This window comes from Arthrobacter sp. NicSoilC5 (assembly GCF_019977395.1).
Classification (GTDB): domain Bacteria; phylum Actinomycetota; class Actinomycetes; order Actinomycetales; family Micrococcaceae; genus Arthrobacter.
This window is the reverse complement of record NZ_AP024660.1, coordinates 3,271,842-3,293,967: the sequence shown is the minus strand read 5'-3', so window position 1 is coordinate 3,293,967 and position 22,126 is coordinate 3,271,842. Positions and strand designations below refer to the sequence as shown.

General features: G+C 67.5%; 24 protein-coding genes. 10 read left to right on the top strand and 14 right to left on the bottom strand.

Features of this window, described 5'->3' with window-relative positions; all coding sequences use genetic code 11:
* The first annotated feature begins 136 nt into the window (after positions 1–136).
* Positions 137–1,396, top strand: a complete 1,260-nt coding sequence (locus LDO22_RS15470) for a family 1 glycosylhydrolase (RefSeq protein WP_224024351.1) — start codon at positions 137–139, stop codon at positions 1,394–1,396.
* A gap of 54 nt (positions 1,397–1,450) precedes the next feature.
* Here LDO22_RS15470 and LDO22_RS15465 read toward each other — a convergent pair whose 3' ends face one another.
* Positions 1,451–1,885 carry a hypothetical protein gene (locus LDO22_RS15465; protein WP_224024349.1) on the bottom strand — a complete coding sequence of 145 codons (435 nt, stop codon included), beginning with the start codon at positions 1,883–1,885 and terminating at the stop codon, positions 1,451–1,453.
* Complete coding sequence (locus tag LDO22_RS15460; RefSeq protein ID WP_224024347.1) at positions 1,833–2,180, bottom strand: hypothetical protein; 348 nt, start codon at positions 2,178–2,180, stop codon at positions 1,833–1,835. The genes LDO22_RS15465 and LDO22_RS15460 overlap by 53 nt, the downstream gene beginning before the upstream one ends.
* Before the next feature lie 185 nt (positions 2,181–2,365).
* Between LDO22_RS15460 and LDO22_RS15455 the strand changes: the two genes are divergently transcribed.
* On the top strand, positions 2,366–3,277 hold the full coding sequence (locus tag LDO22_RS15455; protein WP_224024345.1) for an isoprenylcysteine carboxylmethyltransferase family protein: 912 nt from the start codon (positions 2,366–2,368) through the stop codon (positions 3,275–3,277).
* Here LDO22_RS15455 and LDO22_RS15450 read toward each other — a convergent pair.
* The 3 genes from LDO22_RS15450 to LDO22_RS15440 all read right to left on the bottom strand — a co-directional run bounded on the left by LDO22_RS15450 (position 3,274) and on the right by LDO22_RS15440 (position 4,856).
* Entirely contained in the window at positions 3,274–3,711 is a 438-nt protein-coding gene (locus LDO22_RS15450; RefSeq protein WP_224024343.1) for a universal stress protein, read from the bottom strand. The two genes, LDO22_RS15455 and LDO22_RS15450, sit on opposite strands and share 4 nt — an antisense overlap.
* A gap of 38 nt (positions 3,712–3,749) precedes the next feature.
* Positions 3,750–4,034: a hypothetical protein gene (locus tag LDO22_RS15445; protein WP_159634125.1), complete on the bottom strand. Its 285-nt coding sequence runs from the start codon at positions 4,032–4,034 to the stop codon at positions 3,750–3,752.
* Between the two features lie 99 nt (positions 4,035–4,133).
* On the bottom strand, positions 4,134–4,856 hold the full coding sequence (locus tag LDO22_RS15440; RefSeq protein ID WP_159634128.1) for an ATP-binding cassette domain-containing protein: 723 nt from the start codon (positions 4,854–4,856) through the stop codon (positions 4,134–4,136).
* Positions 4,857–4,962: 106 nt separating this feature from the next.
* Here LDO22_RS15440 and LDO22_RS15435 point away from each other — a divergent pair, with 106 nt between their 5' ends.
* Positions 4,963–5,268: a hypothetical protein gene (locus tag LDO22_RS15435; protein WP_159634131.1), complete on the top strand. Its 306-nt coding sequence runs from the start codon at positions 4,963–4,965 to the stop codon at positions 5,266–5,268.
* Here the strand turns inward: LDO22_RS15435 and LDO22_RS15430 are convergent.
* Positions 5,253–6,005, bottom strand: a complete 753-nt coding sequence (locus LDO22_RS15430) for a GAF and ANTAR domain-containing protein (protein ID WP_224024341.1) — start codon at positions 6,003–6,005, stop codon at positions 5,253–5,255. The genes LDO22_RS15435 and LDO22_RS15430 overlap by 16 nt on opposite strands.
* Positions 6,006–6,106: 101 nt before the next feature.
* On the opposite strand from LDO22_RS15430, the gene LDO22_RS15425 reads away from it, so the two are divergent.
* The gene (locus LDO22_RS15425; protein ID WP_224024339.1) at positions 6,107–7,678 is read left to right on the top strand and encodes a carboxylesterase family protein; all 1,572 of its coding nucleotides are present in this window, start codon (positions 6,107–6,109) and stop codon (positions 7,676–7,678) included.
* Here LDO22_RS15425 and LDO22_RS15420 read toward each other — a convergent pair.
* From LDO22_RS15420 to LDO22_RS15400, 5 genes are all read right to left on the bottom strand, one after another.
* Positions 7,656–8,096, bottom strand: coding sequence for an SRPBCC family protein (locus LDO22_RS15420; protein WP_159634141.1), 441 nt, complete (start codon positions 8,094–8,096; stop codon positions 7,656–7,658). The genes LDO22_RS15425 and LDO22_RS15420 overlap by 23 nt on opposite strands.
* Positions 8,097–8,174: 78 nt before the next feature.
* The gene (locus LDO22_RS15415; RefSeq protein WP_275181914.1) at positions 8,175–8,666 is read right to left on the bottom strand and encodes an RpiB/LacA/LacB family sugar-phosphate isomerase; all 492 of its coding nucleotides are present in this window, start codon (positions 8,664–8,666) and stop codon (positions 8,175–8,177) included.
* The gene (locus tag LDO22_RS15410) at positions 8,666–10,414 is read right to left on the bottom strand and encodes a dihydroxyacetone kinase family protein (RefSeq protein WP_224024337.1); all 1,749 of its coding nucleotides are present in this window, start codon (positions 10,412–10,414) and stop codon (positions 8,666–8,668) included. Before LDO22_RS15410 ends, LDO22_RS15415 begins: the two co-directional genes overlap by 1 nt.
* Before the next feature lie 53 nt (positions 10,415–10,467).
* The gene (locus LDO22_RS15405) at positions 10,468–11,241 is read right to left on the bottom strand and encodes an SDR family NAD(P)-dependent oxidoreductase (protein WP_175317869.1); all 774 of its coding nucleotides are present in this window, start codon (positions 11,239–11,241) and stop codon (positions 10,468–10,470) included.
* 101 nt (positions 11,242–11,342) lie between these two features.
* A complete protein-coding gene (locus tag LDO22_RS15400) occupies positions 11,343–12,167 on the bottom strand; it encodes a sugar phosphate isomerase/epimerase (RefSeq protein WP_224024335.1) in 825 nt (274 codons plus the stop codon).
* A 185-nt stretch (positions 12,168–12,352) separates the two neighbouring features.
* Here LDO22_RS15400 and LDO22_RS15395 point away from each other — a divergent pair, with 185 nt between their 5' ends.
* The 5 genes from LDO22_RS15395 to LDO22_RS15375 all read left to right on the top strand — a co-directional run bounded on the left by LDO22_RS15395 (position 12,353) and on the right by LDO22_RS15375 (position 16,983).
* A complete protein-coding gene (locus LDO22_RS15395) occupies positions 12,353–13,690 on the top strand; it encodes an MFS transporter (protein ID WP_224024333.1) in 1,338 nt (445 codons plus the stop codon).
* A 33-nt stretch (positions 13,691–13,723) separates the two neighbouring features.
* Positions 13,724–14,647: a transketolase gene (locus LDO22_RS15390; protein ID WP_224024331.1), complete on the top strand. Its 924-nt coding sequence runs from the start codon at positions 13,724–13,726 to the stop codon at positions 14,645–14,647.
* Positions 14,644–15,663, top strand: a complete 1,020-nt coding sequence (locus LDO22_RS15385; protein ID WP_224024329.1) for a transketolase C-terminal domain-containing protein — start codon at positions 14,644–14,646, stop codon at positions 15,661–15,663. Before LDO22_RS15390 ends, LDO22_RS15385 begins: the two co-directional genes overlap by 4 nt.
* A gap of 119 nt (positions 15,664–15,782) precedes the next feature.
* Positions 15,783–16,442 carry a GntR family transcriptional regulator gene (locus tag LDO22_RS15380; RefSeq protein ID WP_159635915.1) on the top strand — a complete coding sequence of 220 codons (660 nt, stop codon included), beginning with the start codon at positions 15,783–15,785 and terminating at the stop codon, positions 16,440–16,442.
* Positions 16,443–16,533: 91 nt separating this feature from the next.
* Positions 16,534–16,983, top strand: a complete 450-nt coding sequence (locus LDO22_RS15375) for a DapH/DapD/GlmU-related protein (RefSeq protein ID WP_224024327.1) — start codon at positions 16,534–16,536, stop codon at positions 16,981–16,983.
* 29 nt (positions 16,984–17,012) lie between these two features.
* Here LDO22_RS15375 and LDO22_RS15370 read toward each other — a convergent pair whose 3' ends face one another.
* A complete protein-coding gene (locus LDO22_RS15370; protein WP_224024325.1) occupies positions 17,013–18,065 on the bottom strand; it encodes a LacI family DNA-binding transcriptional regulator in 1,053 nt (350 codons plus the stop codon).
* 168 nt (positions 18,066–18,233) lie between these two features.
* On the opposite strand from LDO22_RS15370, the gene LDO22_RS15365 reads away from it, so the two are divergent.
* Positions 18,234–20,150 (top strand): glycoside hydrolase family 55 protein, encoded by a 1,917-nt coding sequence (locus LDO22_RS15365; RefSeq protein ID WP_224024323.1) that lies wholly within the window; start codon positions 18,234–18,236, stop codon positions 20,148–20,150.
* A 56-nt stretch (positions 20,151–20,206) separates the two neighbouring features.
* Here the strand turns inward: LDO22_RS15365 and LDO22_RS15360 are convergent, their stop codons facing one another.
* Positions 20,207–21,244 carry a nickel transporter gene (locus LDO22_RS15360; protein WP_224024321.1) on the bottom strand — a complete coding sequence of 346 codons (1,038 nt, stop codon included), beginning with the start codon at positions 21,242–21,244 and terminating at the stop codon, positions 20,207–20,209.
* On the bottom strand, positions 21,244–22,074 hold the full coding sequence (locus LDO22_RS15355) for an urease accessory protein UreD (protein WP_224024319.1): 831 nt from the start codon (positions 22,072–22,074) through the stop codon (positions 21,244–21,246). The genes LDO22_RS15360 and LDO22_RS15355 overlap by 1 nt, the downstream gene beginning before the upstream one ends.
* Between the last annotated feature and the right edge of the window lie 52 nt (positions 22,075–22,126).

The window sequence follows — 22,126 nt, the reverse complement described above, 5'->3', positions numbered from 1 at the left end:
TGGGGCCTGCGGGACCAAATATGAGAATGTCATTGATTGAAAAAGTATTGTGGCGGCGGTCACGCCGCTGGACAGGATGGATGCAGGCAGTGAGGCCTGGGACGCCTCCGCGCGTCCATGATGAGAGGAATCCCCTATGACCAACCCGTTTCCGCACGACTTCCTTTGGGGCGTGGCTACCGCCGGCCACCAGGTTGAAGGCAACAACGTCAACAGCGATGTCTGGTTCCTGGAACACCTTCCGGGCACCATCTTCGCCGAGCCCTCGGGGGACGCCGTGGACCACTACAACCGGTACCGGGAGGACATCGCGCTGATCGCCGGCCTGGGCTTGACCAGCTACCGCTTTTCCCTGGAGTGGGCCCGGATCGAACCGGAAGAGGGGCACTTCTCGGTGGCCGAGCTGGAGCACTACAAGCGGGTGCTGGAGGCCTGCCACGAGCACGGGCTCACCCCGGTGGTCACGTTCCACCACTTCGCGTCGCCGCTCTGGCTGCTGCGGTCCGGCGGCTGGGAGGGCGGGCGTACGCCGGAGCTCTTCGCGCGCTACTGCGACCGTGTGATGGCGCACCTGGGCGACCTGATCGGCGTCGCCTGCACCCTGAACGAACCCAATCTTCCGTGGCTGCTGGAATCGTTCGGCATCGGCGGGGAAGCACCGGAGAACCGCGGGAAGGTTCCCATGTGGGCAGCCGCGGCGGAACGGCTTGGCGTGGACGCCGGCACGGTGGCCCCGTTCCAGTTCTGCTCCACGGAAGCCGGCTTCAACGTCAAACTTGCGGCGCACAAGGCGGCCACCGCAGCGATCAAGGCGCACCGACCGGAGCTGCAGGTGGGCTGGACCCTGGCCAACTCGGACATCCAGTCCATCCCCGGCGGCGAGGAAACCGCGGACCGCGTTCGCCGGGACGTCAACGAGCGGTTCCTGGAAGCATCCCGCGGCGACGACTTCGTGGGCATCCAGACCTACGGCCGCACCGTGTACGGCCCGGACGGCCACGCTCCCGCTCCGGAGGGAGCGGCGTTGAACCAGATGGGCGAGGAGATCTACCCCCAGGGCCTGGAAGCAACCATCCGGGAGGCCTGGCGCGTTGCCGGAACCCCGGTGATGGTCACCGAGAACGGGCTGGCCACGGAGGATGACACGCAGCGCGTGGCCTTCCTGGAGGCGGCGGTCGACGGCGTTGCCTCCTGCCTTGCCGACGGCATCGACGTGCGGGGCTACATCGCCTGGACCGCGTTCGATAACTTCGAGTGGATTTTCGGCTACCGGCCCATGTTCGGCCTGATCGCCGTCGACCGCTCCACCCAGGAACGGACCCCGAAGGACAGTGCACGCTGGCTGGGCACCTTCGCCCGGCAGCACACTGCATCCACGGTCACGCAGCCCGCATAGTGGCAAACAATGGCCCGGACCGCCTCTGGCGGTCCGGGCCATTGTTTTAGCCTGCTACTGATGCAGGCGCAGCTTCGCGAGGAAGTCCGCCATGATCAGCCGCGTATCCACCGAGGTGTAGGTCCGGCGGGAGGGCCGGGTGCCCGTTTCCGTGAAGGTGGACGTGACGTCGTCGAGCCCGGTGACCACCAGGGGTGCGCTGTCGCCCAGGCACCACAACGGCCCGAACGTCACGAAATCCGGCACCTCCAGGCTGTTGTAGAGCTCCCACAGCCATGCGCCGGCCGGCCCTGAGTTCCTGAAGGCATGATCGAGTTCTGCCACCGGGGCAACCACCTGCCGGTACGTCTCTGCCGGGAACTGCCAAACGGCCAACTGTTGGTTTTCCAGCACAAAATCCGCGGCGGCGGGATCCGTGAAGTAGTTGTATTCCTCCTCATTCGCCGCGGCCCCGCCCACCCACGCCAGGGTGAGGGTCCACAATGGCACGGGCAGCCGCATTGTCCCGGGCTTGCCGGGTGAAGGGGGCATCGGAGCCGGCCTGCACGCCTGACACTTCCGGCCGCTTCAGGACCCGCAGCAAACCGGCCGCGAGGTCTGCGCCCCTTTGCGCCATGCCGCCGGGCGGTCCAAACATCGGATTGGTCAGTGAACTGGTGACGCCGACGATCCTGTTGGCGGGCGACAACGCATGGTGGGCCAGGGCCACCAGCCCGTCCGGGTCCCCTGCCCAGTCGTTGTCGATTATCACGCGGCACCGGGGCTCGACCCGAATCATGTCCATGCTGGTCCTTTCACAGGTCCGGGGGCAGCCGGCCGGGAGTGATTCCGCGCCCGGACCGACAGGCAGTCCCGGCTCAACAGGTAGTCTCAGGAACAAGTCTTGCTGCCCGACACGTCGGTGAGGCGGCGGCTTTCATTCACTGGAACGATTCGGGGGGATCCGTGCCACGCTTGGCCCAAGGGGATTTGGCTCGGTGGGGCCGGGCGTACTTTGCCCTGCAGGCAGTGGCTGGTGGCCTCTGGTGGGTCGCTGTTTTCCTCTCGCCCGGGATCCGCCGGGCCACCCTCGGCGGACTCGACCCCGTCCTCACCGCCACCCTCGACGTTCCCCTGTTTGTTGTTGCCTCCGCTGCCGCGGCCGCCGGAGTACGGACAGCCGCCGGCGTCAGTACCTCGTGGACCGTCCTCGTCACCGCCGCCCTGGCCGTCTATGCCACCGCCACGGCCCAGGCGGGCCTGGGTGTGCTGGCCATGGGAGCTGCCACCTCAGGTTCAGCCGCTGCGCTCTGCCTTGTCCTGCTGGGGCGGATACCTACCGAGTGGATTGTGCGCGGCCCCTTCGCTTTCCGGCAGGCCCGCAGCCGGCCACGACCGGGACTCCACATGGCCGGAACGCTCGCGCAGATCGTGGTGTTCTGGGGTTTCTTCCTGGGCCTTGTTCCGTCCATCCTGGGTTTCCTTGAACAGCGCTGGGGCCTGTCCCTGGCCTTTCCCCCGTTGGCAGTTCCGGCCGGTGCCGCCTTCCTGGTCCTGGCGAGCGCCCTGGGGATTTGGTCGGCCGTGGTGATGTCCACCGTGGGGGATGGAACGCCATTGCCGTCGGCCATGCCCAACCGCCTGGTGATTGCCGGGCCCTACCGGTGGATCCGGAACCCGATGGCGGTGGCAGGCATAGTGCAGGGAGCCGCGGTGGGCCTGCTGCTGCAGTCGTGGCTCGTGGTGGCCTACGCAGTCCTGGGCTCGCTGGTGTGGAACTATGCCGTCCGGCCTTTGGAAGAAGCAGACCTCGCGGAGCGGTTCGGCGCCGGGTTCCAGCACTACCGCGAGGCGGTGCGCTGCTGGGTCCCCACGTTCCCTGGAGCCCCCCGCACGCCCTAGGCGGAACCGGGTTCGCGGATCACCAGGACCGGGCAGTGCGCGTGGTGGATGGTCTGGTGGGACACGGAGCCGAGCAGCATCCCGGTGAATCCGCCGTGGCCGCGCGAACCGACCGCGACCAGGTCTGCGTCCCGGGAGGCGTCGATAAGTGCCGACGCCGGATTCCCTTCCACGATGCGCCCCGTGATGGGCACGCCCCGGTCCTTGACGCGTTCGAGTTCTGCCTCGAGGATGGCCTGGGCGTCCTTCTGGAAGATGTCGTAGTCCCAGGCTGTGCCGAGGGCATCGCTGACGTAGGGGAAGTTCCAGGCAGTCAGGGCCTGCACCTCGCCGCCGCGTAGCCTGGACTCCTCGATGGCCCAGTCCATTGCCGCCTTGGACTGGTCTGACCCGTCCGCGCCCACCAGGATCCTGAAACTTCCGCTGCCGGCCACAGTTCCCCTCTTCCTGTTGTGAAGTTCTTCCGGCGGGGCTAGGCCTGGCCCGCTGCGGTCCCCTGTGCCGGCACGGCCACCGTCGAGTGCTCCGCTTTGGCGGCCTGGTGCGGATTCCCCGCTTCCTTTGCGCAGTGCAGGCAGCAGTAGATGCCGGCCTCGCTTTCAACGGCATGGCCCAGGATCCGGCAGCCGCAGTGCTCGCAGGCCGGCGCCATCATGTGGATGGCGCATTCGAAGCTGTCGAATGTTCCGGTCTGGTTCCCCATACTGACGGTGAACATGCGGCCCTCGCTGCTGCCGCAGACGTCACATGCGCCCATGGTCCTTGCCTCCTGTTGTGCTTGCCTGCTCCAGACACTCAAGTTGACTGCCGGGGCGGGTCCGCTGCCTAGGGGCGAAGGTCCCCCGGGGCTAGCGGTCTAGATGTGGCGGAGGTAGCGTTCCGGCGAGTCCATGAACCGCCGCCAGTTCGCGACGAGTTCCAGTTCCTCCCAGGCGCGGGGCCGTAATCCCCAGGGCCCCACTTCGAGGATCGAGGCTCCGGGAAGGGCCGCCAGCAACGGGGAATGCGTGGACATCACCACTTGGGATCCTCCGCCGGCCAGCAGTTCCTTCAGGACGGACAGCAGGCTCAGGCAGCCCGAGAAGGACAGGGCGGATTCCGGTTCGTCAAGGACCCACAGCCCAGGACCGTTGAAGCGGTCGGCTGCCAGCTGCAGGAAGGACTCTCCGTGAGACATGTCGTGGAACGGAATGTCCGGGAGGGCTGTGCTGGGGTTCTGCTCCAGGTACGTGTAGAACCCGTGCATCGTCTCAGCCCTCAGGAAGTACCCCCGCCGGGTGGCACCGGCGTTCCGGATGAGCTGCAGGTGGTCGCCCAGGACTGATTCGGTGCGGCGGGTGGCATGCCGTGCGCCTGTGGAGCCGCCCTCTGGAGACAGCCCGTAGGCGAGCGCGAGGGCTTCAACCAGGGTTGATTTCCCCGACCCGTTCTCGCCGACCAGGATGGTGGCGGGCCCCAGGTCGAGTCCTTGGTCAAGGACCTGGGACACCGGCGGCAGCACCGCCGGCCAGAGTGCCCGGTCCAGAACGTTCCCCGGATCCTCTGCCAGCCGCCGGACGGGGTAAGTGCGCAGAGGCATGGCCCCATTCTTGCAGGCAAAAGAATTTTAAAAATCTTTCCCATCCACCCGGCCAGCCGTTCCGAAGACAAAGTGTAGAAGTGTAGCCAATCACGAGGACGGGACGATGGATGCCGTGGACCAGCAGGCCCTGACCGGGGCTGTCATCAAGGAACACCGGCTGGACCTGGCCCAGTTGTGGCTGGAGTTCGTTGGGCTGGGTGGCGATGCCTCCGAACAGCTCATCCGTGACTACTGCGATGGCCAGGGGACCCTCCCGCCCAAGGAGCGGGACGCGCTGGCCCAGGCCGTCAATGAACACTGCGCCGCCGAAGGCCTGCTGCTGCGGGCTCCCCTCAGCAACTCCGATTTGTTCCTCTTCCGGCCGGAGTGGCATGACCCGGAGCGGAAAGACCCCTACTCGTCGAAGTAGCTGAAGGTGTCCGCGGCGCCCGCCACGGATGCGACCACGGCGGCGGCGACGTCGCGAAGCTTCATGTTCCTGCTGTTGGACGCGTCCCGCAGCAACTTGAAGGCGGCGGCCTGGCTGCAGCGGTTCTGCGCCATGATGGCCCCGGTGGCCAGGTCGATCACCGTGCGGGTCTGCATGGCGGCGCTCATGCCCTCCCGCGTCTCCTCCAGCTTCAGCATCCGCAGGGCAAGCTTCAGGCCCTTGGACGCCTGCCGCACGAACGCCTCGGCGGCGCGGACGCCGTCGCTGCCGGAGGCAACGGGCTGTGAGCAGTAGAACGTCAGGACACCCCGGGTGTCCCCTTCCAGCGCGGCCGGGATGCTCAGGACCGAAAGGATGCCCTGCCACCGGAGCGCCTTGACGTACTCCGGCCACCGTTGCTCCCGCCGCAGGTCTCCCACCAGGACCGTGCCTCCGCTGCCCATGGCAGTCAGTCCCGGACCGTCGCCATACTTGGACTCCAGCGGGGTTATGAGCGCTCCACCCGGCTGGCTGCTGGCGGTCGCCGCGGGCTTCTTGGGACGCAGCACCGTAATTTCACACGAACACTCATGATCCGGAGAGCCGAGCCGCGCGGCAGCATACTCCGCCAGGTCACGGAGGAATGCCTCCACCTCCTGGTTCTGCAGGAACGACTCCTGGAGATGCAGGGCAACGTCTGCGAAGTCCCTGTATTCAGGGACGCCGGCGTTCAGCACGGGTCTACCTCCGGACAATGGTTAAACGCCACAGCATCGTGGCCGCCCACTGCCGAACGGTGATGACAGCCTACCTGTGCGGACCCCGTAACCTGTCAACCATGACGCGCCTCTCCACGCCCAGCGGACCCGTCCATGGCAGCTCCCTGGAAGCTGACGGGACCACCGTCCACCGGTTCCTTGGCATCCCCTACGCCGCGCCGCCGTCGGGCGCCCACCGCTTCCGGCCCCCGGTCCCGGTGCCGCCGTGGACCGAAGCGCTGGACTGCACGGCACCGGGACCCGCTGCGCCGCAGAACCCCGAATCCCCCGCGCCCCCGGGCGCCAGGCCGCGCACCTGGAGCGAGGAAGGCTGCCTCAACCTGAACATCTGGACACCGGGGACGGACGGTCCCGCCAGGCCGGTCATGGTTTGGGTCCATGGCGGCGCGTACCTTCTGGGCGCCAACAGTGACGGCATGTACGACGGCGCCCGGCTCGCCGCCGCGGCGGGCGTGGTGCTGGTGTCCATCAACTACCGCCTGGGCGCGCTGGGCTTCCTGCACCTGGCTGATCTTTTGGGTGCCGGGTATGAAGACTCCGGAAACCTCGCCCTGCTGGACCAGCTGGAGGCCCTCCGCTGGGTGCGCCGGAACATCGGCGCGTTCGGCGGCGACCCGGACAACGTCACCGTGTTCGGTGAGTCCGCAGGCGCGGCAGCGATCGGCACCCTGCTGGGCATGCCGGCGTCGGACGGGCTCCTCCGCCGGGCCATCATGCAGAGCGGCACGGCGGAACGGTACCGCCGGCCGGAGGACTCGGCCCGCATCAGCGCCGGGTTCCTGGGGCTGTGTGGCCTGGACGAATCGACCGCGAAGGAGCTGCTCACCCTCCCTGTGGAGCGGCTGCTGGAGGCCCAGGCCGCCCTGGAACGGCGGCTCGCAGCCGAAACCTTCGCCGTGCCGCTGCCCTTCCAGCCCACGGTGGGGACGCCGTCCCTGCCCGTGCCGCCGCTGGACAGCGTCCGGGCCGGGCTCAACAGCGGTGTGGACCTGCTGATCGGGACCAACCTCAACGAGGGCTCCTTCGCGGTCGAGATGCGGCCTCCTGCCGCCGGCGATCCGGACTACCCTGGCCGCGCCGCCGCCGTCCTGGCGGGTGCGGGGGTGCCGTCGGCGCAGGCCTCGGGCTACCCGCAGGCGCTCGCCCGGGTGCTGTTCCGCGAGCCTGGCGGCAAGGAACTGCTGGAGGCCGCCATCGCCGATACCGTCTACCGCCAACCCAGCAACCGGCTCCTGGCAGCGCGCCAACTGGCTGCAGAGGACGGTTCAACAGCACAAGGCGGCGCCGGGAAGACCTTTGCCTACCTGTTCACGTGGCGCAGCCCGGCGATGGGCGGAAAACTTGGTGCCTGCCACGCACTGGACATCCCCTTCGTCTTCCGGCACCTGGACGCAACGGAGGCTGCGTTCCTCACCAGGGGCAAGGCACCGGAAGCCCTCGGCGACGCCATGAGCGGGGCCTGGGCGGCCTTCGCCGGCACCGGAAACCCGGCAACTGCGGGGCTGGAGTGGCCCGAGTATGGGGAGGCGCGCAGCACCCTGGTGCTGGGCGACGAAATCCGGCTGGAGGACGATCCGCGCCGGGAGCTCCGGGAGTTCTTCGAAGCCGTCAGGCCGCTGCCAGCGCGTTAAGCGTGTCCCGGATCCCGTTCAGCGCGGGATCGCGCAGGGAATTGAAGGCAGGCTTCAGGAGCGGCTGGATGATCTTGGCCGGCCCGTGGATGCTGAACTCGGCCGTGTACTTCACCACCGAGCCTGTCCCGTTGGGGATGACATCGATGGAATCGAACGAGGTGACGGTCTTGTTCTCGCCGCGCAGCTTGATGTGGTTGTCCGTCAGTTCGATGACCTCATAGACCAGGGTCTGGCGTTTCCCGCGGAACTCGGACTCGGCGTGGTACTTGTGCCCCACAGCTACGGGTCCCGGCGTGATTTTGTCCATGACAGGGGTGTTGGGGTCCCACTTGGTGGTGTTTTCGAACTCACGCATGAAGGCAAAGGCCTTCTCGGCGGACAGGTTGGTTTCCACACTTCCGGTGACTGTGATCATCACCCCAGTCTAGGAGCACCGCGCAACGGGGCGGCGGCTGTGTTGCCGAACAGCCGCCGTCCCGCGCCGGGACGCTCCTTAGCAGCCCTCGAAGTCGGTGAGGACCTTGACCTTGCCCGCCGAGGCCGACGACGGATCGAACGTGTACCCGATCCATTCCTTTGCCAGGCGGCGGGCGAGTTCGACGCCCACCACGCGCTGGCCCATGGTGAGGACCTGGCAGTCGTTGGACAGGATGGAACGCTCAACCGAGAACGAGTCGTGCGCCGCGGTGGCGCGGATGCCTTCCACCTTGTTCGCGGCGATGGCCACCCCGATGCCCGTGCCGCAGAAGAGGATGGCCCGGTCGGCCCGGCCGTCGCGGATCATCTCGCCGGCCGCGATGCCCACGTAGGGGTAGGGCCTGGTGAAGTCGTCCGCGGCGTCGGTCCGGTTGACGCCGATGTCGATCACCTCGCTGACGCGGGGGTCGTTGCGGAGATCCGCCAGGACCTTGTCCTTGTAATCAACGCCGGCTTCGTCCGCGCCGACAATGAGCCGCAGCCCCATGGTGTGTCCTTCCGTCGTCATTACTTGGCTCCCGCCGGCGGAGCGCCAGCTGTAGTGGTGGTGAAATGGGGCCCCATCACGGCGAAGACCATGGCAAGGGACGTGGCGCCGGGGTCGGCGGTGCCCAGGCTTTTCTCGGCCAGCGGGCGGGCGCGGCCCTTGAGCGGCAGCAAATCGGCGGTTGCCTCCGCCGCGGCTGCCGCTTCGCGGGCGGCGTCCTGCCAGGCCAGGCCTGGCTCGGCACCGTCAGCCACCGCGCGGCTGAATGTTGAAGCGAACGGCAGCAGGGCGTCCACCATGGTCTTGTCGCCGATTTCGGCCTTGCCCAGCTGGACGATGCGGTCCGCGAATGCGGTCACGCCGGCCGCGAGGACGGGAGCCCCGGGTGGGGAGGAGTTTCCCACCGTCTCACCGAAGGCGCGCAGGCCCGCTCCCCAGAGCACACCGGAGGTTCCGCCGGCCTTGTCCGCCCAGGCGTCGCCAGCGGCAGCCAGCACGTCGCCGGCACCTGCACCGGCGGTGAGGGCGGCGGATGCTGCGGCAGCGGCGGCGTCCACCCCGCGGACCATGCCGCGGCCGTGGTCGCCGTCGCCGGCGATGGCGTCCATCCGGCCCAGCCGTTCCTCGGCCCCGTGCAGCAGGGTGCGCGCGGCACCGATGGCCTCGACGCAGGCCGCGGCATACCCACGGGAGGCGTCAGTGGCGACGAACGCCTCCGCGGAGGCGCCGGCGTCGGCCGCTTCTTCCCCGGCGGAAGTTCCCGCCGGGGTGATCACGGCACCCCGGCGGTAGGCCGGAGTCTCGGCAGGGGCAACCCACAGCGGTTCCAGCTCCTCATCCAGCCAGGTGATGGTCAGCGAGACGCCGGCCATGTCCAGGCTGGTGACCAGCTCGCCGACCTCAGGCATCACCAGCGTGTAGCCGGCGGCGCGCAGCAGCGGCGCAATGGTTCCCCAGAGGACGAACAGTTCCTCATGCTTGGTGGACCCGAGCCCGTTGAGGATGACGGCGATCCTGCTGCCGGCATCCGGAGGGGTTTCGGAGAGTACCCGGGCCACCAGTTCCCGGCCCAGTTCCTTCGCCGACGGCAGGTCGGTATCGTGCAGTCCCGGCTCGCCGTGGATGCCAAGGCCCAGGCCCATCTGCCCCTCCGGAAGGGTGAACAGCGGGGCGTCGGCGCCGGGGAACGTGCAGCCGGCGAACGCGCTGCCGATGGTGCGGGTCAGGTCATTGGCCTTCCGGCCCAGGCGGACCACCTCGGCCAGGTCCACGCCGTTCTCGGCGGCGGCCCCCATCACCTTGAAGACGGTGAAGTCACCGGCGATCCCCCGGCGCTTTCCGGATTCCGACGGCGGGGCGCTGGCGATGTCGTCCGTCACCAGGACGTTCTCCACGGCGATGCCCTCGGCGGCCAGGCGCTCGCTGGCCATGCCGAAGTTCATCACGTCGCCGGCGTAGTTGCCGTAGGTGAAGACGACGCCGGCGCCGGACTCTGCGGCCTTGGCCACCGAGTAGGCCTGCTGGGCGGACGGCGAGGTGAAGATGTTGCCCACCACCGCGCCGTCCGCGAAGCCGGTGCCGATCACCCCGGCGAACGCCGGGTAGTGCCCGGAGCCACCGCCGGCCAGGACGGCAACCTTGGGCTGCGCAGGCCGGTAGCGGCGGACGGCGCCGCCGGGGACCTGGCGGACCAGGTCCGAGTGGACGTCGCAGAAGCCTGCCAGGGCCTCCTCGGCGAACTCTGAGGGGTCGTTGAAGATTTTGGTCATGGTGGGTTCTCCGGCGTCCGGGTGCTGTCAGTGCTGGGGGCTGTCAGGGGCTGCTAGTGGATGTGGCTGCCGCCATTGATGTCGATGGTGGTGCCGGTGAGGTAGGCCGAGTCCTCGGAGGAGAGGAAGGCGATCACGGCGGCCACTTCCTCGGTGGTGGCGTTGCGGCCCAGCGGGATGCCGGCGTTGATGGCCGCTTCCTGCTCCTCGGTGCTGCCTACGCGGATGTTGGTGTCCACGGCGCCGGGGGTGATGGCGTTGACGGTGACGCCGGTGGTGCCCAGTTCACGGGCCAGGGCCTTGGTGAAGCCCAGGATGGCTGCCTTTGCGGCGGAGTAGGGGACCTTGCCGAAGACGCCGCCGCCTCGCTGGGCAGAGACGGAGGACATGTTGACGATCCGGCCCCAGCCGTTGTCGATCATGTCCGGCAGGAAGGCCTTGGTCACCAGGTAGGTGCCGGTGGCATTGACGTCCATGACCTTGTGCCACAGCTCAAGGGTGGTCTCCAGGAACGGGATGGGCGAGGTGATGCCGGCGATGTTGGCCAGGGCGCCGACGGGCGGGAGGTTGCCGGCGGCCACTTCGGCGGCGACGGCGGCCTGGGCGGCAATCACGGAGGCTTCGTTAGCGACGTCGATCTCGTGGCCGAAGGCGGGGACGTTGAATTCGTTGCCGATTTCAGCTGCGACCTTGGCGGACTTCTCGCCGTCGAGGTCAAGGATGACGATGCCCCAGCCGTCACGGGCGTAGCGGCGGGCGGTGGTGATGCCGATGCCGCGGTCTGAGGTTGCTCCGGTGAGGACGGCGGTGCGCTGGATGGTGGTCATGGTGGTGCTCCTTGAATTGTTTTGATGGATCGATTGCTCCGTAAGTGTCGTTTTGGACGTTCAAAACGACACTTACTCAGCAGTCGATGGAGGGGGTGGGTTCAGATGAGGTCGGTGATGAAGCTTGCTGCCTTGGCGGCGGCGGCCGGGCGTTCGTCATTGGTGACGTCCCGGGTTTCCAGTTCGAGCGAGAAGTGGCCGGTGTAGCCGTCGGCGGCGAGCCGCTTCAGGCCGCCGGCGAAGTCGGCGTCCCCGTTGCCGATGCTGAGGTTGATGTTCCCCGGCACGGCGTCGCGCAGGTGGACGTGGCTGATGCGGCCCTGGTGCCGGTCCAGGTAAGCCTGGATGTCCTCGCCGGAGGCCACAATGTGGCTGAAGTCCATGACGATCCCGACGCCGGAACCGGCAAGGCGGTCGGCCAGGAGTCCCGCGCGCTCCAGGTTCCAGCAGAACCGCAGGAAGTGCAGGGATTCGGTCCAGAGTTCGACGCCGAACTCCGCCGCCCGCCGCCCGCCACCTATGAGCTGGGCGGCAACGAGGTCCAGGTCCTCGTCAACGCTCCGGACCGGGGCGTGGTCCAGGGCGCCGCACGGCAGGACCAGTGCCTTCGCACCGATGTTGGACGTCAGGGTCAGCAGGGCGTCAAGGTGGCGCTCCCGCCCGGCCCGGCCCACGTCGTCGAGCACTTTGTTCAGGTCCCCGATGTCGCCGTTCACGGAACGGACGCGCAGGCCCGAAGCGTTGACCTCGGCGGAGACAGTGTCCACCGCGGCCGCGTTCAGCTCGCAGGGCACGTGGTCGCACACGCCGGGCAGCGCGCCCAGGTCGATTTCCTCGAAGCCCAGCCCCTTCATGGTGCGCAGGGCGGTGCCCAGGTCCTGGTGCCGGAAGCTGATGGACGAGCACCCAAGTCTGGAATGGAACATCATTGATCCTTTGGTTCGTGCCGGGCTGTAGTGATGGGGACCACAATACGGACGTTAACTGTCAACAGTCAACTCTAAAAGTCGACTGTTGACAGTGAGAATGATCTGGGTCACACTGGATCCATCAATTGTTAACAGTCGACAGCGGCCGACCTCCTTCAGCCGCTTTTCGAAAGGGAACCACCATGAGCAAAGATGCTCTGACCATGCGCGGCCCGGTCCACGGCACCAAGGACGCCCGGCGAGTTGCCATCGGATCCGGCGTGGGGGCCGTGATTGAGACGTATGACTTCATCGGCTTCGGCACCGCTGCCGCACTGTACTTCGGCACTGCATTCTTCCCCGGAAGCGATCCCGTGACCGGCACCCTGGCCTCCTTCGCCACCCTCGGCGTCGGATTCGCAGCCCGCCCCCTTGGCGGCATCATCGGCGGCCACCTCGGCGACAAGGTGGGCCGCAAGCCGGTCCTGGTCGCCTCCCTCATCCTGATGGGCCTGGCCACCTTCGCCATCGGCCTGCTCCCCACCTACGCGGCAGTCGGACTGCTGGCCCCGGCACTGCTGGTCTTCGTCCGCATCATCCAGGGCCTGGCCTTCGGCGCTGAGTGGGGCGGCGCGATCCTGATGAGCTACGAGCACGCACCCTGGAAGGCCAAAGGCAAGTACACCGGCATTGTCCAGGCCGGCTTCCCCGTGGGCCTGCTGCTGGCCAACCTGACCTTCCTGTTCAGCGTCCAGCTGGGTGGCGAGCTCGCCTGGCGCATCCCGTTCCTCGCCAGCATCCTGCTGGTCATCGTGGGCCTGGTCATCCGTTCCAAGGTCCCCGAGTCCCCGGTGTTCGATGAGGTCAAGGACAGCGGCGCCATCGTGAAGGCCCCCATCGTGGAGGTCATCAAGACGGACTGGCGCAACATCGTCAAGGGCATCGGCCTCCGCATCGCCGAGACCGCCGGCTACGCCGTCTCCATCACCTACATGATTTCCTACATCAACAGCCAGCACCTGGCGGACAAGAGCCAGACCCTGATCGCCCTCTGCATCGCTTCGGCCATCGGCATCTTTGCCACCCAGGCCTGGGCAGCAATGACGGACCGCATCGGCCGCCGCCCGCTCTACATCTGGTCCACCGCTTTCGCCGCACTGTTCGCCATCCCGATGTTCCTGCTGGTCAACACCGGCCTGTTCATCGCCATCATCCTGACCATCGTGATCTCCTACGCGGTATGCCAGAACTCCCTGGCCGGCGCCCAGGGCGCCTGGTTCCCGGAGCTCTTCCAGGCCAAGACCCGCGCCTCCGGCGCCAGCCTGGCGTACCAGATTTCGGCCATGGTGTCCGGCTTCACCCCGTTCATCACCACGCTGCTGTTCGTCAGCTTCGGCTGGATGGGCCCCGCGCTGCTCTTCGGCGCGTACGCCCTGATCGGCCTCTGGGCCGCCGTCGCCACCCGGGAAACCTGGGGCAAGCGGGAACGTGAGCTGGCTGACGAGGCCACCAAAAGCACCCCGAACACCGTCAACGCCTGAATGACCACCACGCACACGACCACGGAGCCAGTAATGCCTACAGATACCGTCCAGGACGCGCCGCAGGGACAAACACTGCAGGGACAAGCACCGCAGACCGCAGTGACGCCCGAACGGCTGGAGAAGATCAGTGCCGCCGCCTACCGGATCCGGCACCACGCCCTGAACATGGGCGAGGTCCAGGGCCAGGGGTACGTGGGCCAGGCCCTGGGTGCCGCGGACATGCTCGCCACCGTCTACGGTGACCAGCTCCGCTTCCGCGCCGGGGACCCGCACTGGGAAGCCCGCGACCGGTTCCTGCTCTCCACCGGCCACTACGCCATCGGCCACTATGCCGCTCTCGCCGAAGCCGGGATTGTCCCGGTGGAGGAACTCGAAACCTACGGCTCGGACGATTCCCGTCTGCCGATGTCCGGGATGTCCACCTATACGCCCGGGATGGAAATCTCGGGGGGCTCCTTGGGCCACGGCCTGACCATCGCCGTCGGCATGGCCCTGGGCCTGCGCTACCAGGGCTCGTCCGCCCGGGTGTTCAACTTCCTCTCCGACGGCGAACTCGACGAAGGCTCCACCTGGGAGGCCGCCATGGGCGCGCACCACCACCAACTGGGCAACCTCACGGCGATGGTGGACATCAACGCCCTGCAGGCAGACGGCAAGACCGAAACCGTCCTGCGGACCGAGCCGGTCACCGAGAAGTGGGAATCCTTCGGCTGGTACACCCAGCGCGTGGACGGGAACGACGTCGGTGCGCTGCTCGCAGCGTTCGACAACGCAGCAAACCAGGCCGCCGCCGTCGGCCGTCCTTCCGTGATCCTGTGCGACACGAGGGTGGGCCGGGGCGTGCCGCTGCTGGAGAACCGCGAAAAGGCGCACTTCATGCGCATCGAAGAGAACGAATGGCAGATCTGCCGCGGGCAGCTCACCGCCGGCTACGAAGGAAAGGCTTCAGCATGAGCACCACCACCGAGGCCCCCGACACCGCAGCAGCGGCCAAGCCGAAGCTGAAGACCTCGGCGATGATCGCATCGTTTGCCGACCCGGGCCAGAAGACCTCCAACGCACCGTTCGGGCACGCCCTGGTCAAGGCCGCACAGGAGAACGACAAGATCGTGGGCCTGACCGCGGACCTGGGCAAGTACACGGACATGCACATCTTCGCCCAGGCCTTCCCGGAGCGGTTCTTCCAGATGGGCATGGCCGAGCAGCTGCTCTTCGGCGCAGCCGCCGGGCTCGCCGAGACGGGGCTGGTGCCCTTCGCGTCCACCTACTCGGTGTTCGCCGCGCGCCGCGCGTACGACTTCCTCTGCCTGGACGCGGCCGAACCGAACCTGAACGTCAACATCGTGGGCGGTCTGCCCGGCCTGACCACCGGGTACGGCCCCAGCCACCAGGCCACCGAGGACATGGCGATCTTCCGCGGCATGCCCAACCTGACCATCGTTGACCCCTGCGACTCGATCGACATCGAACAGGCCGTGCCGCAGCTCGCCGCCTCGGAGGGCCCCACCTACCTGCGCCTGCTGCGCGGCAACGTGCCCACCGTCCTGGACGAGTACGACTACACGTTCGAGCTCGGCAAGGCCAAGGTGCTGCGCGGCGGCAACGACGTGGTGTTCATTTCCTCCGGCCTGATGACCATGCGCGCCCTGCAGGCAGCCAAGGCCCTGGCGGCACACAACGTGGACGTCGCCGTCGTGCATACCCCCACCATCAAGCCGTTCGACGCCGAAACCGTCCTCAAGGAAATCAACACGGACCGCCTCGCCGTCACCCTGGAGAACCACTCCGTGGTGGGTGGGCTGTTCGAAACCGTGGCCTCCGCCGTCGTCACCGCCGGTGTGGGCAAGCGCGTGGTGCCCGTGGCGCTGCCGGACCAGTTCCTGGACGCCGGCGCCCTGCCCACCCTGCACGACCGGTACGGCCTTGCCGTGGACCGCATCGTGGCCAAAGTCCTCGCCGAGCTCGGCTAGGGCACGAAACCAATGCAGAAAGCACGGCACCGGTCCCCTCCGGTGCCGTGCTTTCTGCCGTAATATCGAAACCACTACCGACTGTAAACAGTCGACTTATGACATTGAGGACAGAAGCCATGGCCGGACTGACCGCCCCGCTGCTGGGACTGGAAAAGAAAAGCCTGCGCGAGCAGGCGCTCTCGGCACTGAGGACCGCCATCACCAGCGGCGAGCTGGAACCGGGCCGGCACCTGGTGGAAACCGAACTGTCCGAGATGCTGCAGATCAGCCGCGGCACGCTCCGCGAAGCCCTCCGCCAGCTGGAACAGGAGGGCCTGCTGTCCGCCGGACCCCGTGGCCGCCTCTCCGTCCGCCACCTGGACGAAAAGGAAATCCGGGACATCTACGCCGTCCGCGCCGCCCTGGAATCCCTCGCCGCCCGGACACTCTGCGAGCTCCCGGACCGGCAGCACGTCACCGAATCCCTCCACAAAGCCATCGACGCCATGACGGAGGCCACGAACGGAAGCCTGGAGGAGCGGATCGAATCCGACCTCGAATTCCACCGAACCCTCTGCCGGCTCACGGGCAATGAAACCCTGCTCCACTCCTGGGAGTCATTGGAAGGGTCCATCCGGATGTCCATCATGTTCGCGGGCCTGGAAAAGGGCGTCAGCAACATGAGCGTTGACCGCCACAAGGACATCGTGGGCGCCATCGACACCGGGGATGCCACCCTGGCCCGGAAGACCATCCTGGAACACATGGATACCGCCGCCGCCAACCTGGTGGCGTAGCCCCTTCGCGGCCCTGTCCAGGGAATCCTCGCGGCCTCCCGGCCGTTAACCTACTGCGCGGTAAATAACCGCGGTGGTAACGAGGGATGGTATGACCGCAAAGTTTGTGTCAGTCGAGGACGACGCCGGAAAGGTCACCCGGTACAGCCGCCATGACAACGGCGGCGGCCTCATCGCTCCGGGAGCCAGCGTGGCGGAGAGCGCCCGGATCGGCCCCATGACCTACGTTGAGCACGGCGCGCAGGTGGGTTCAGGCTGCCGGATTGGACACGGCAGCTGGATCGACCGCGGCGCGACCATCGGTGACCGGACGGTCATCGGCGACGGCGTGCGCATCGGCCGGGGCACGGTGATCGGCAACCGCGTCCACATTGGCAGCCACTCGCGCATTGGCTCCAGCGTCCTGATCGAGCACGGCGTGCACCTGGATTCGGACAGCACCGTGCCGGACGGCAGCGAAGTTCTCGCGGGCGCCCATTCACGCCTGGCACCCGCCCGGCACCGGACGCACCGCAAGGCGAAGGGCGGCCTGGCCGCCTAGGTTGCGGGCGCCATGCGTAAGCTCAGGGGTCAGCCCGCAGTGCTTCCGCGTACCACGAGCTCCGCCGGATAAATGACGGGCTCCCAGGCCTCTCCGGGGTTTCCGATGGCGCTGACCAGCAGCTTCCCCGCCGCAGCCGCGATGTCCGCCACGGGATGGGCCACGGTGGTGAGCCCCAGGCCGTTTGCCGCCTGGATGGGGTGGTTGTCGAAGCCCACCACCGCGACGTCGTCCGGCACCCGCCGTCCGCTTCCGCGAAGAGTGTCCACCACGCCGAGCGCCATGAGGTCTGATGCGGCGAATATCCCGTCCACGCCGGGCGTCCCGGCCAGCAGGCTCTTGGCAGCGGCGGCACCTCCCGCCGTCGTGAAGTCCCCGTGCATCACCGGTCCGGGCTCAAGGCCGGCTTCCCTGAGCCCCTGCAGCCATCCTTCCAAGCGGTCGACGGCGGCCGTCATGTCCGTGGGGCCGGCGACAGTGGCGAGCCGGGTGCGGCCGGTTCCCGCCAGGTGCCGTGCCGCCAGCCGCCCGCCCTCGACGTTGTCCAGGTCCACGTAGGGAATCCCGGATTCCGTGTCCCACGGCCTTCCGATGAAGACGGTGGGCAAACCGGTGGCGCCCAGGGTCTCCACCCAGTCGTCAGCACGGTGGTGGGATACCACGATCGCGCCGTCAACGTGGCCCCCGCGCAGGTAGCGGATGGTCCGCGCCGAGTCGTCGCCGGCCCGGGACATCAGCAGTACCAGCTGCAGGTCCGTCTCACGCAGTGCTTCATTGACTCCCGTAATGACTGCGGCGAAGTACGGGTCCATCATGACCCGGGCGTCGGGTTCGGGGATGACCAGCGCCACCGAACCCGTGCGCCGGGTGACCAGGCTTCGCGCGGCACGGTTTGGGGTGTAGCCGAGTGCCACGATCGCGGCATCAACCGCAGCCTGGGCCTGCGCACTCACCTTGGAGCCGCCGTTGATGGCGCGGGATGCCGTGGAGCGGGACACCCCAGCGGCCGATGCCAGGTCCTCCAGCGTGGGGCTGGGCCGCGCGGGGCCGGCCGGAGCGGCCCGGCTGGTCTTTTCGTTCATTACACCGACAATACGACACCGCCGCTCCGTGGGAGCGCTCCCGCGAAACCCTTGCCCCGGCAAAAACCCGATGCTACGCTTCCCCGACGGGAGCGCTCCCACCACTCGACCCCGGCTGCCTGTCGCAGCCGTTATGGTCGTCCAGCCCCACCACTGACAGGACCAGCAATGCCGCTATCCTCACGCCCTGATGCACCCAGACCCCTTCCGCCGCAGCGCCGGCACCACCATGGCATCGTTGCCGCAAGCACCGCCCTCCTCATCGGGCTTTTCGCCGCCGGCGCGACCGTTCCGGCACAGGCCGCACCCTCAGCCGCGCAGCCCGCAGTTCAGGTTCCGGCGTCGCCACCGCCGGCGCCGCAAAACCCGTTCGGGTCCAACACCTACGTCTTCGATCCCGGCATGCCCGTGGCGCAGATCCAGGCCACGGTGGACGCCATTGCGGCGCAGCAGGTGGATGACGAAATGGGGACCAAGCGCTACTCCCTGCTGTTCAAGCCCGGCACCTACGGCACCCCCGAGGAGCCGCTGATTGTCCAGGTGGGCTATTCCACGGAAGTCGCCGGACTGGGTGCTGCACCCACCGACGTCACCATCAATGGACACGTCGACGTCTACAACCGCTGTCTCACCGCGGACAACTGCATCGCCCTGAACAACTTCTGGCGCTCCCTGTCCAACCTCACCATCAATGTCACCGGCCTCGAAGGCTGCCGCAGCTCGGCAAACTTCTGGGCAGCCTCCCAGGCTTCGCCGATGCGCCGGGTCAACATCACCGGCGGCAACCTTTCCCTGATGGACTACTGCACCGCCGGCCCGCAGTACGCCAGCGGCGGCTTCATCGCTGATTCCAAGACGGGCGCCGTCATCAACGGTTCCCAGCAGCAGTACCTGGTGCGCAACTGCAGCATTGGAAGCTGGTCCAACGGAGTCTGGAACCAGGTGTTCTCGGGCGTCAACGGGGCACCTGCAGATTCCTTCCCGGACCCGCCGTACACCACCCTGGACACGACTCCTATCAGCCGCGAGAAGCCCTACCTGACGGTGGACCCCGCCGGGCAGTACAGCGTGTTCGTGCCCTCCGTGCACCAGGACTCAGCGGGGACCACGTGGGAAAACGGCCCTACGGAAGGCCGCAGCATCCCGCTGGCCGACTTCTACGTCGCATCGCCCGGCGATTCAGTGCAGACCATCAACACGCAACTGGCCCGTGGAAAGAACCTGCTCCTTACCCCCGGGGTCTACGACATTGACCGCAGCATCGAGGTCAAGCGCGCAGGAACAGTGGTGCTTGGACTTGGAATGGCAACACTTTCCGCCGTCAACGGATCGGTTCCCCTGACAGTCGCGGATGTCCCCGGCGTGGACATTGCTGCCGTCACCGTGGATGCCGGTGAGGTCAACTCACCCGCCCTGATGCGCATCGGCAAGGCAATCCCGGGCGCAGGGGGCGGAGCGGCCAACTCTGCCGTCCGCAGCGATCCGGCCAATCCCACCACCCTCCACGATGTGTTCTTCCGCATCGGCGGGCCCCATGTGGGCAAGGCCTCGGTCAGCCTGGAAGTCAACAGCGACAACGTCCTCCTGGACCACATCTGGGCCTGGCGCGCAGACCACGGGAACGGTGTCGGTTGGACCACCAACACCGGCAGGAACGGCGTGATCGTCAACGGCAACAACGTCACCGCCACCGGGCTGTTCGTGGAGCACTACCAGGAGTACAACGTCATCTGGAACGGCGAAAACGGCAAAACGGTCTTCTTCCAGAACGAACTGCCCTACGACGCCCCCAACCAGGCAGCGTGGCAGCATGACGGGATTCTCGGCTGGGCCGGCTACAAGGTCTCGGACTCCGTCAAAACCCATGAACTCTGGGGCGGCGGCAGCTATGTGTACAACAACGTGGACCCCACCATCCACGCCACCCGCGGCTTCGAGGTGCCGGTGACGCCCGGCGTGAAGCTGCACAGCCTGCTGACCGTGAATCTTGGCGCCGGGACATTGGACCACGTGGTCAATGACACCGGAGCGCCGGTGTCCACGGACGCCGTCGGAGTTCCCAGCTACGTGGCCGATTTCGGCTAGGAGCCGCCCATCACAACGGGGGCGCGGCGCCGGCAGTGGATGCCGGCTCCGCGCCCCTATCCGTTCCGGGCCTGCCTCCACGCCAGCGCGGCCCCGCCCCAGACGGCCAGCAGCAGCGCCACCAGAAGCAGGCCGGCGTCGCCCAGGTCGATCGATGAAAGCCACGCCGTCACCGGATCATGCAAACCGAATGCGGCGTGAAAGAAGCCGGCCAAAGTGATCACGGCAATGAACAGGGCCGAGACCGCCGAGATGCCCGTCACCGCAGCATTGAAGCCAAGCTTCCGCCGCGGGTCGGCCAGTGCCGAGCGGTACATCCGCATCATCGCCATCCCGTTCACCGAGTCACACAGTGTCATCGCGGCTGCGAAGGCGAGCGGCAGGGCGAGCAGGGCGAACGGGGGCACCCCGGCCAGGGACGCCGCCGTCGTCATCATCAGCAGCCCGATGGTGGTGGCGGTATCGAAACCCAGCCCAAAGAGGAAGCCAATCACGTAGATGTTCCGCGGCCGGCGCACCCTGGCGAGGGGTTTGGCCAGCAGCCGCGCCACCAGTCCCTGCGGTTCCAGGTCGCGGGGATCAATGGCTGCTCCGGCCCGGGAACGCCGGAAGGCAGCGGCCGAGCGGGTGAAGGCCGAGCCGTTGAACAGCCCCATGGCCAGCAGGAACAGCCCGGATGCACCGCTGCCGATCAGCCCCAGCACCAGGTTCCCGGCCGTACCGTCCTCCATCAGGCCGCCAACCATGGACGCACCGGCGATTACCAGCACCCCCGCCAGGGTCACCACCGAGCTGTGCCCCAGGCTGAACGCGAAGCCCACGCTCACCGGATGCTGCCGCTGTGCCACGAACTTCCGGGTCGAGTTGTCGATGGCGGCCAGGTGGTCCCAGTCGTAGCTGTGCTTCACCCCGGCCAGGTAGGCGGTAAGGACAAGACCCCAGGAGAGCGCCCCGCCGCCCCCGGTCCGGGTTCCGGCAAGCAAAAGGACGACGGCGGCAGCGTGCAGCGCGGCCACGGCACCAAAGGTGAAGAGCGCCCGGGTCCGGAGCGGCAGCGAGTCCCGGTCCCGGTAGAGCGCGGCGATGCCGGCCATCAGTGCTTCCTCAGGTCCAGCGGTCCCTGGCCGTACCAGCGTCCGCGCAGCAGGTCCGTGCAGGATCGAAGCAGGCGGTTCAGTTCGTCGGTGCTGTTGGAGAGGCTCCGCAGCACCAGCCCGGTGGTCCCCGCAACAGTGCGAGTCAGCGAGATGCCGGTCAGGGCCTGGTGGTCAGTGGTCAGCAGGTGCAGTTCGTCGGCAAGCGCCTGGTCCGCCCGGGGATCCACCACCACCAGCGATCCGAGGTGGCTGGAGCCTTCCATGAATCCCAGCCCGGTGACGTCGTGGAGCGGCGGCCGGATCAGCAGGTTGTCCAGCGCCAGCAGTTCGGTCCCCGCCCCGGTTTCCACACAGATGTGGTTCCTCAGGCGCACTTCCTCATACCGGAAGGCGGCGCCGTCGGGCGACCATCCGGGCGTCACAACCTCGGCCATGACCAGCGACGACGACGGCCGCAGGGTCACGGACGTGCGCTGCCGGTAGCTGGCTTCCCGGTAGGCGATGAGCTGGTCCGGCATGAGTTCCAGCCGCGCCCCCTCCCCCAGCCGCAAAACCATCCGCTGCTCGGCAAAAGAGCCCGGAGTCCGATAGACCTTCGTAGCGGACTGCGTCGTCAGCAGCAGGTCAGCCCCATCCTGGACTTCAATATCGAGCAGGAACAGGTCCGCCCCAAGATAAGCCCCGCCAGGATTCACGACCACATAACAAACCTGCCCGGAGTCATCGAGGTAATGCGGCCGCATAACCCTCAAGGCACCCCGATGGTACTGATGCTCGGCAAAGGATCGCCGACCACGAACGGCGACCCGAAGCTCAAGCTCGCCCATCGGGGGCCGATCAGCGGACGCGGGTGGAAGCCCCGGTGACGGACGCGCGGAA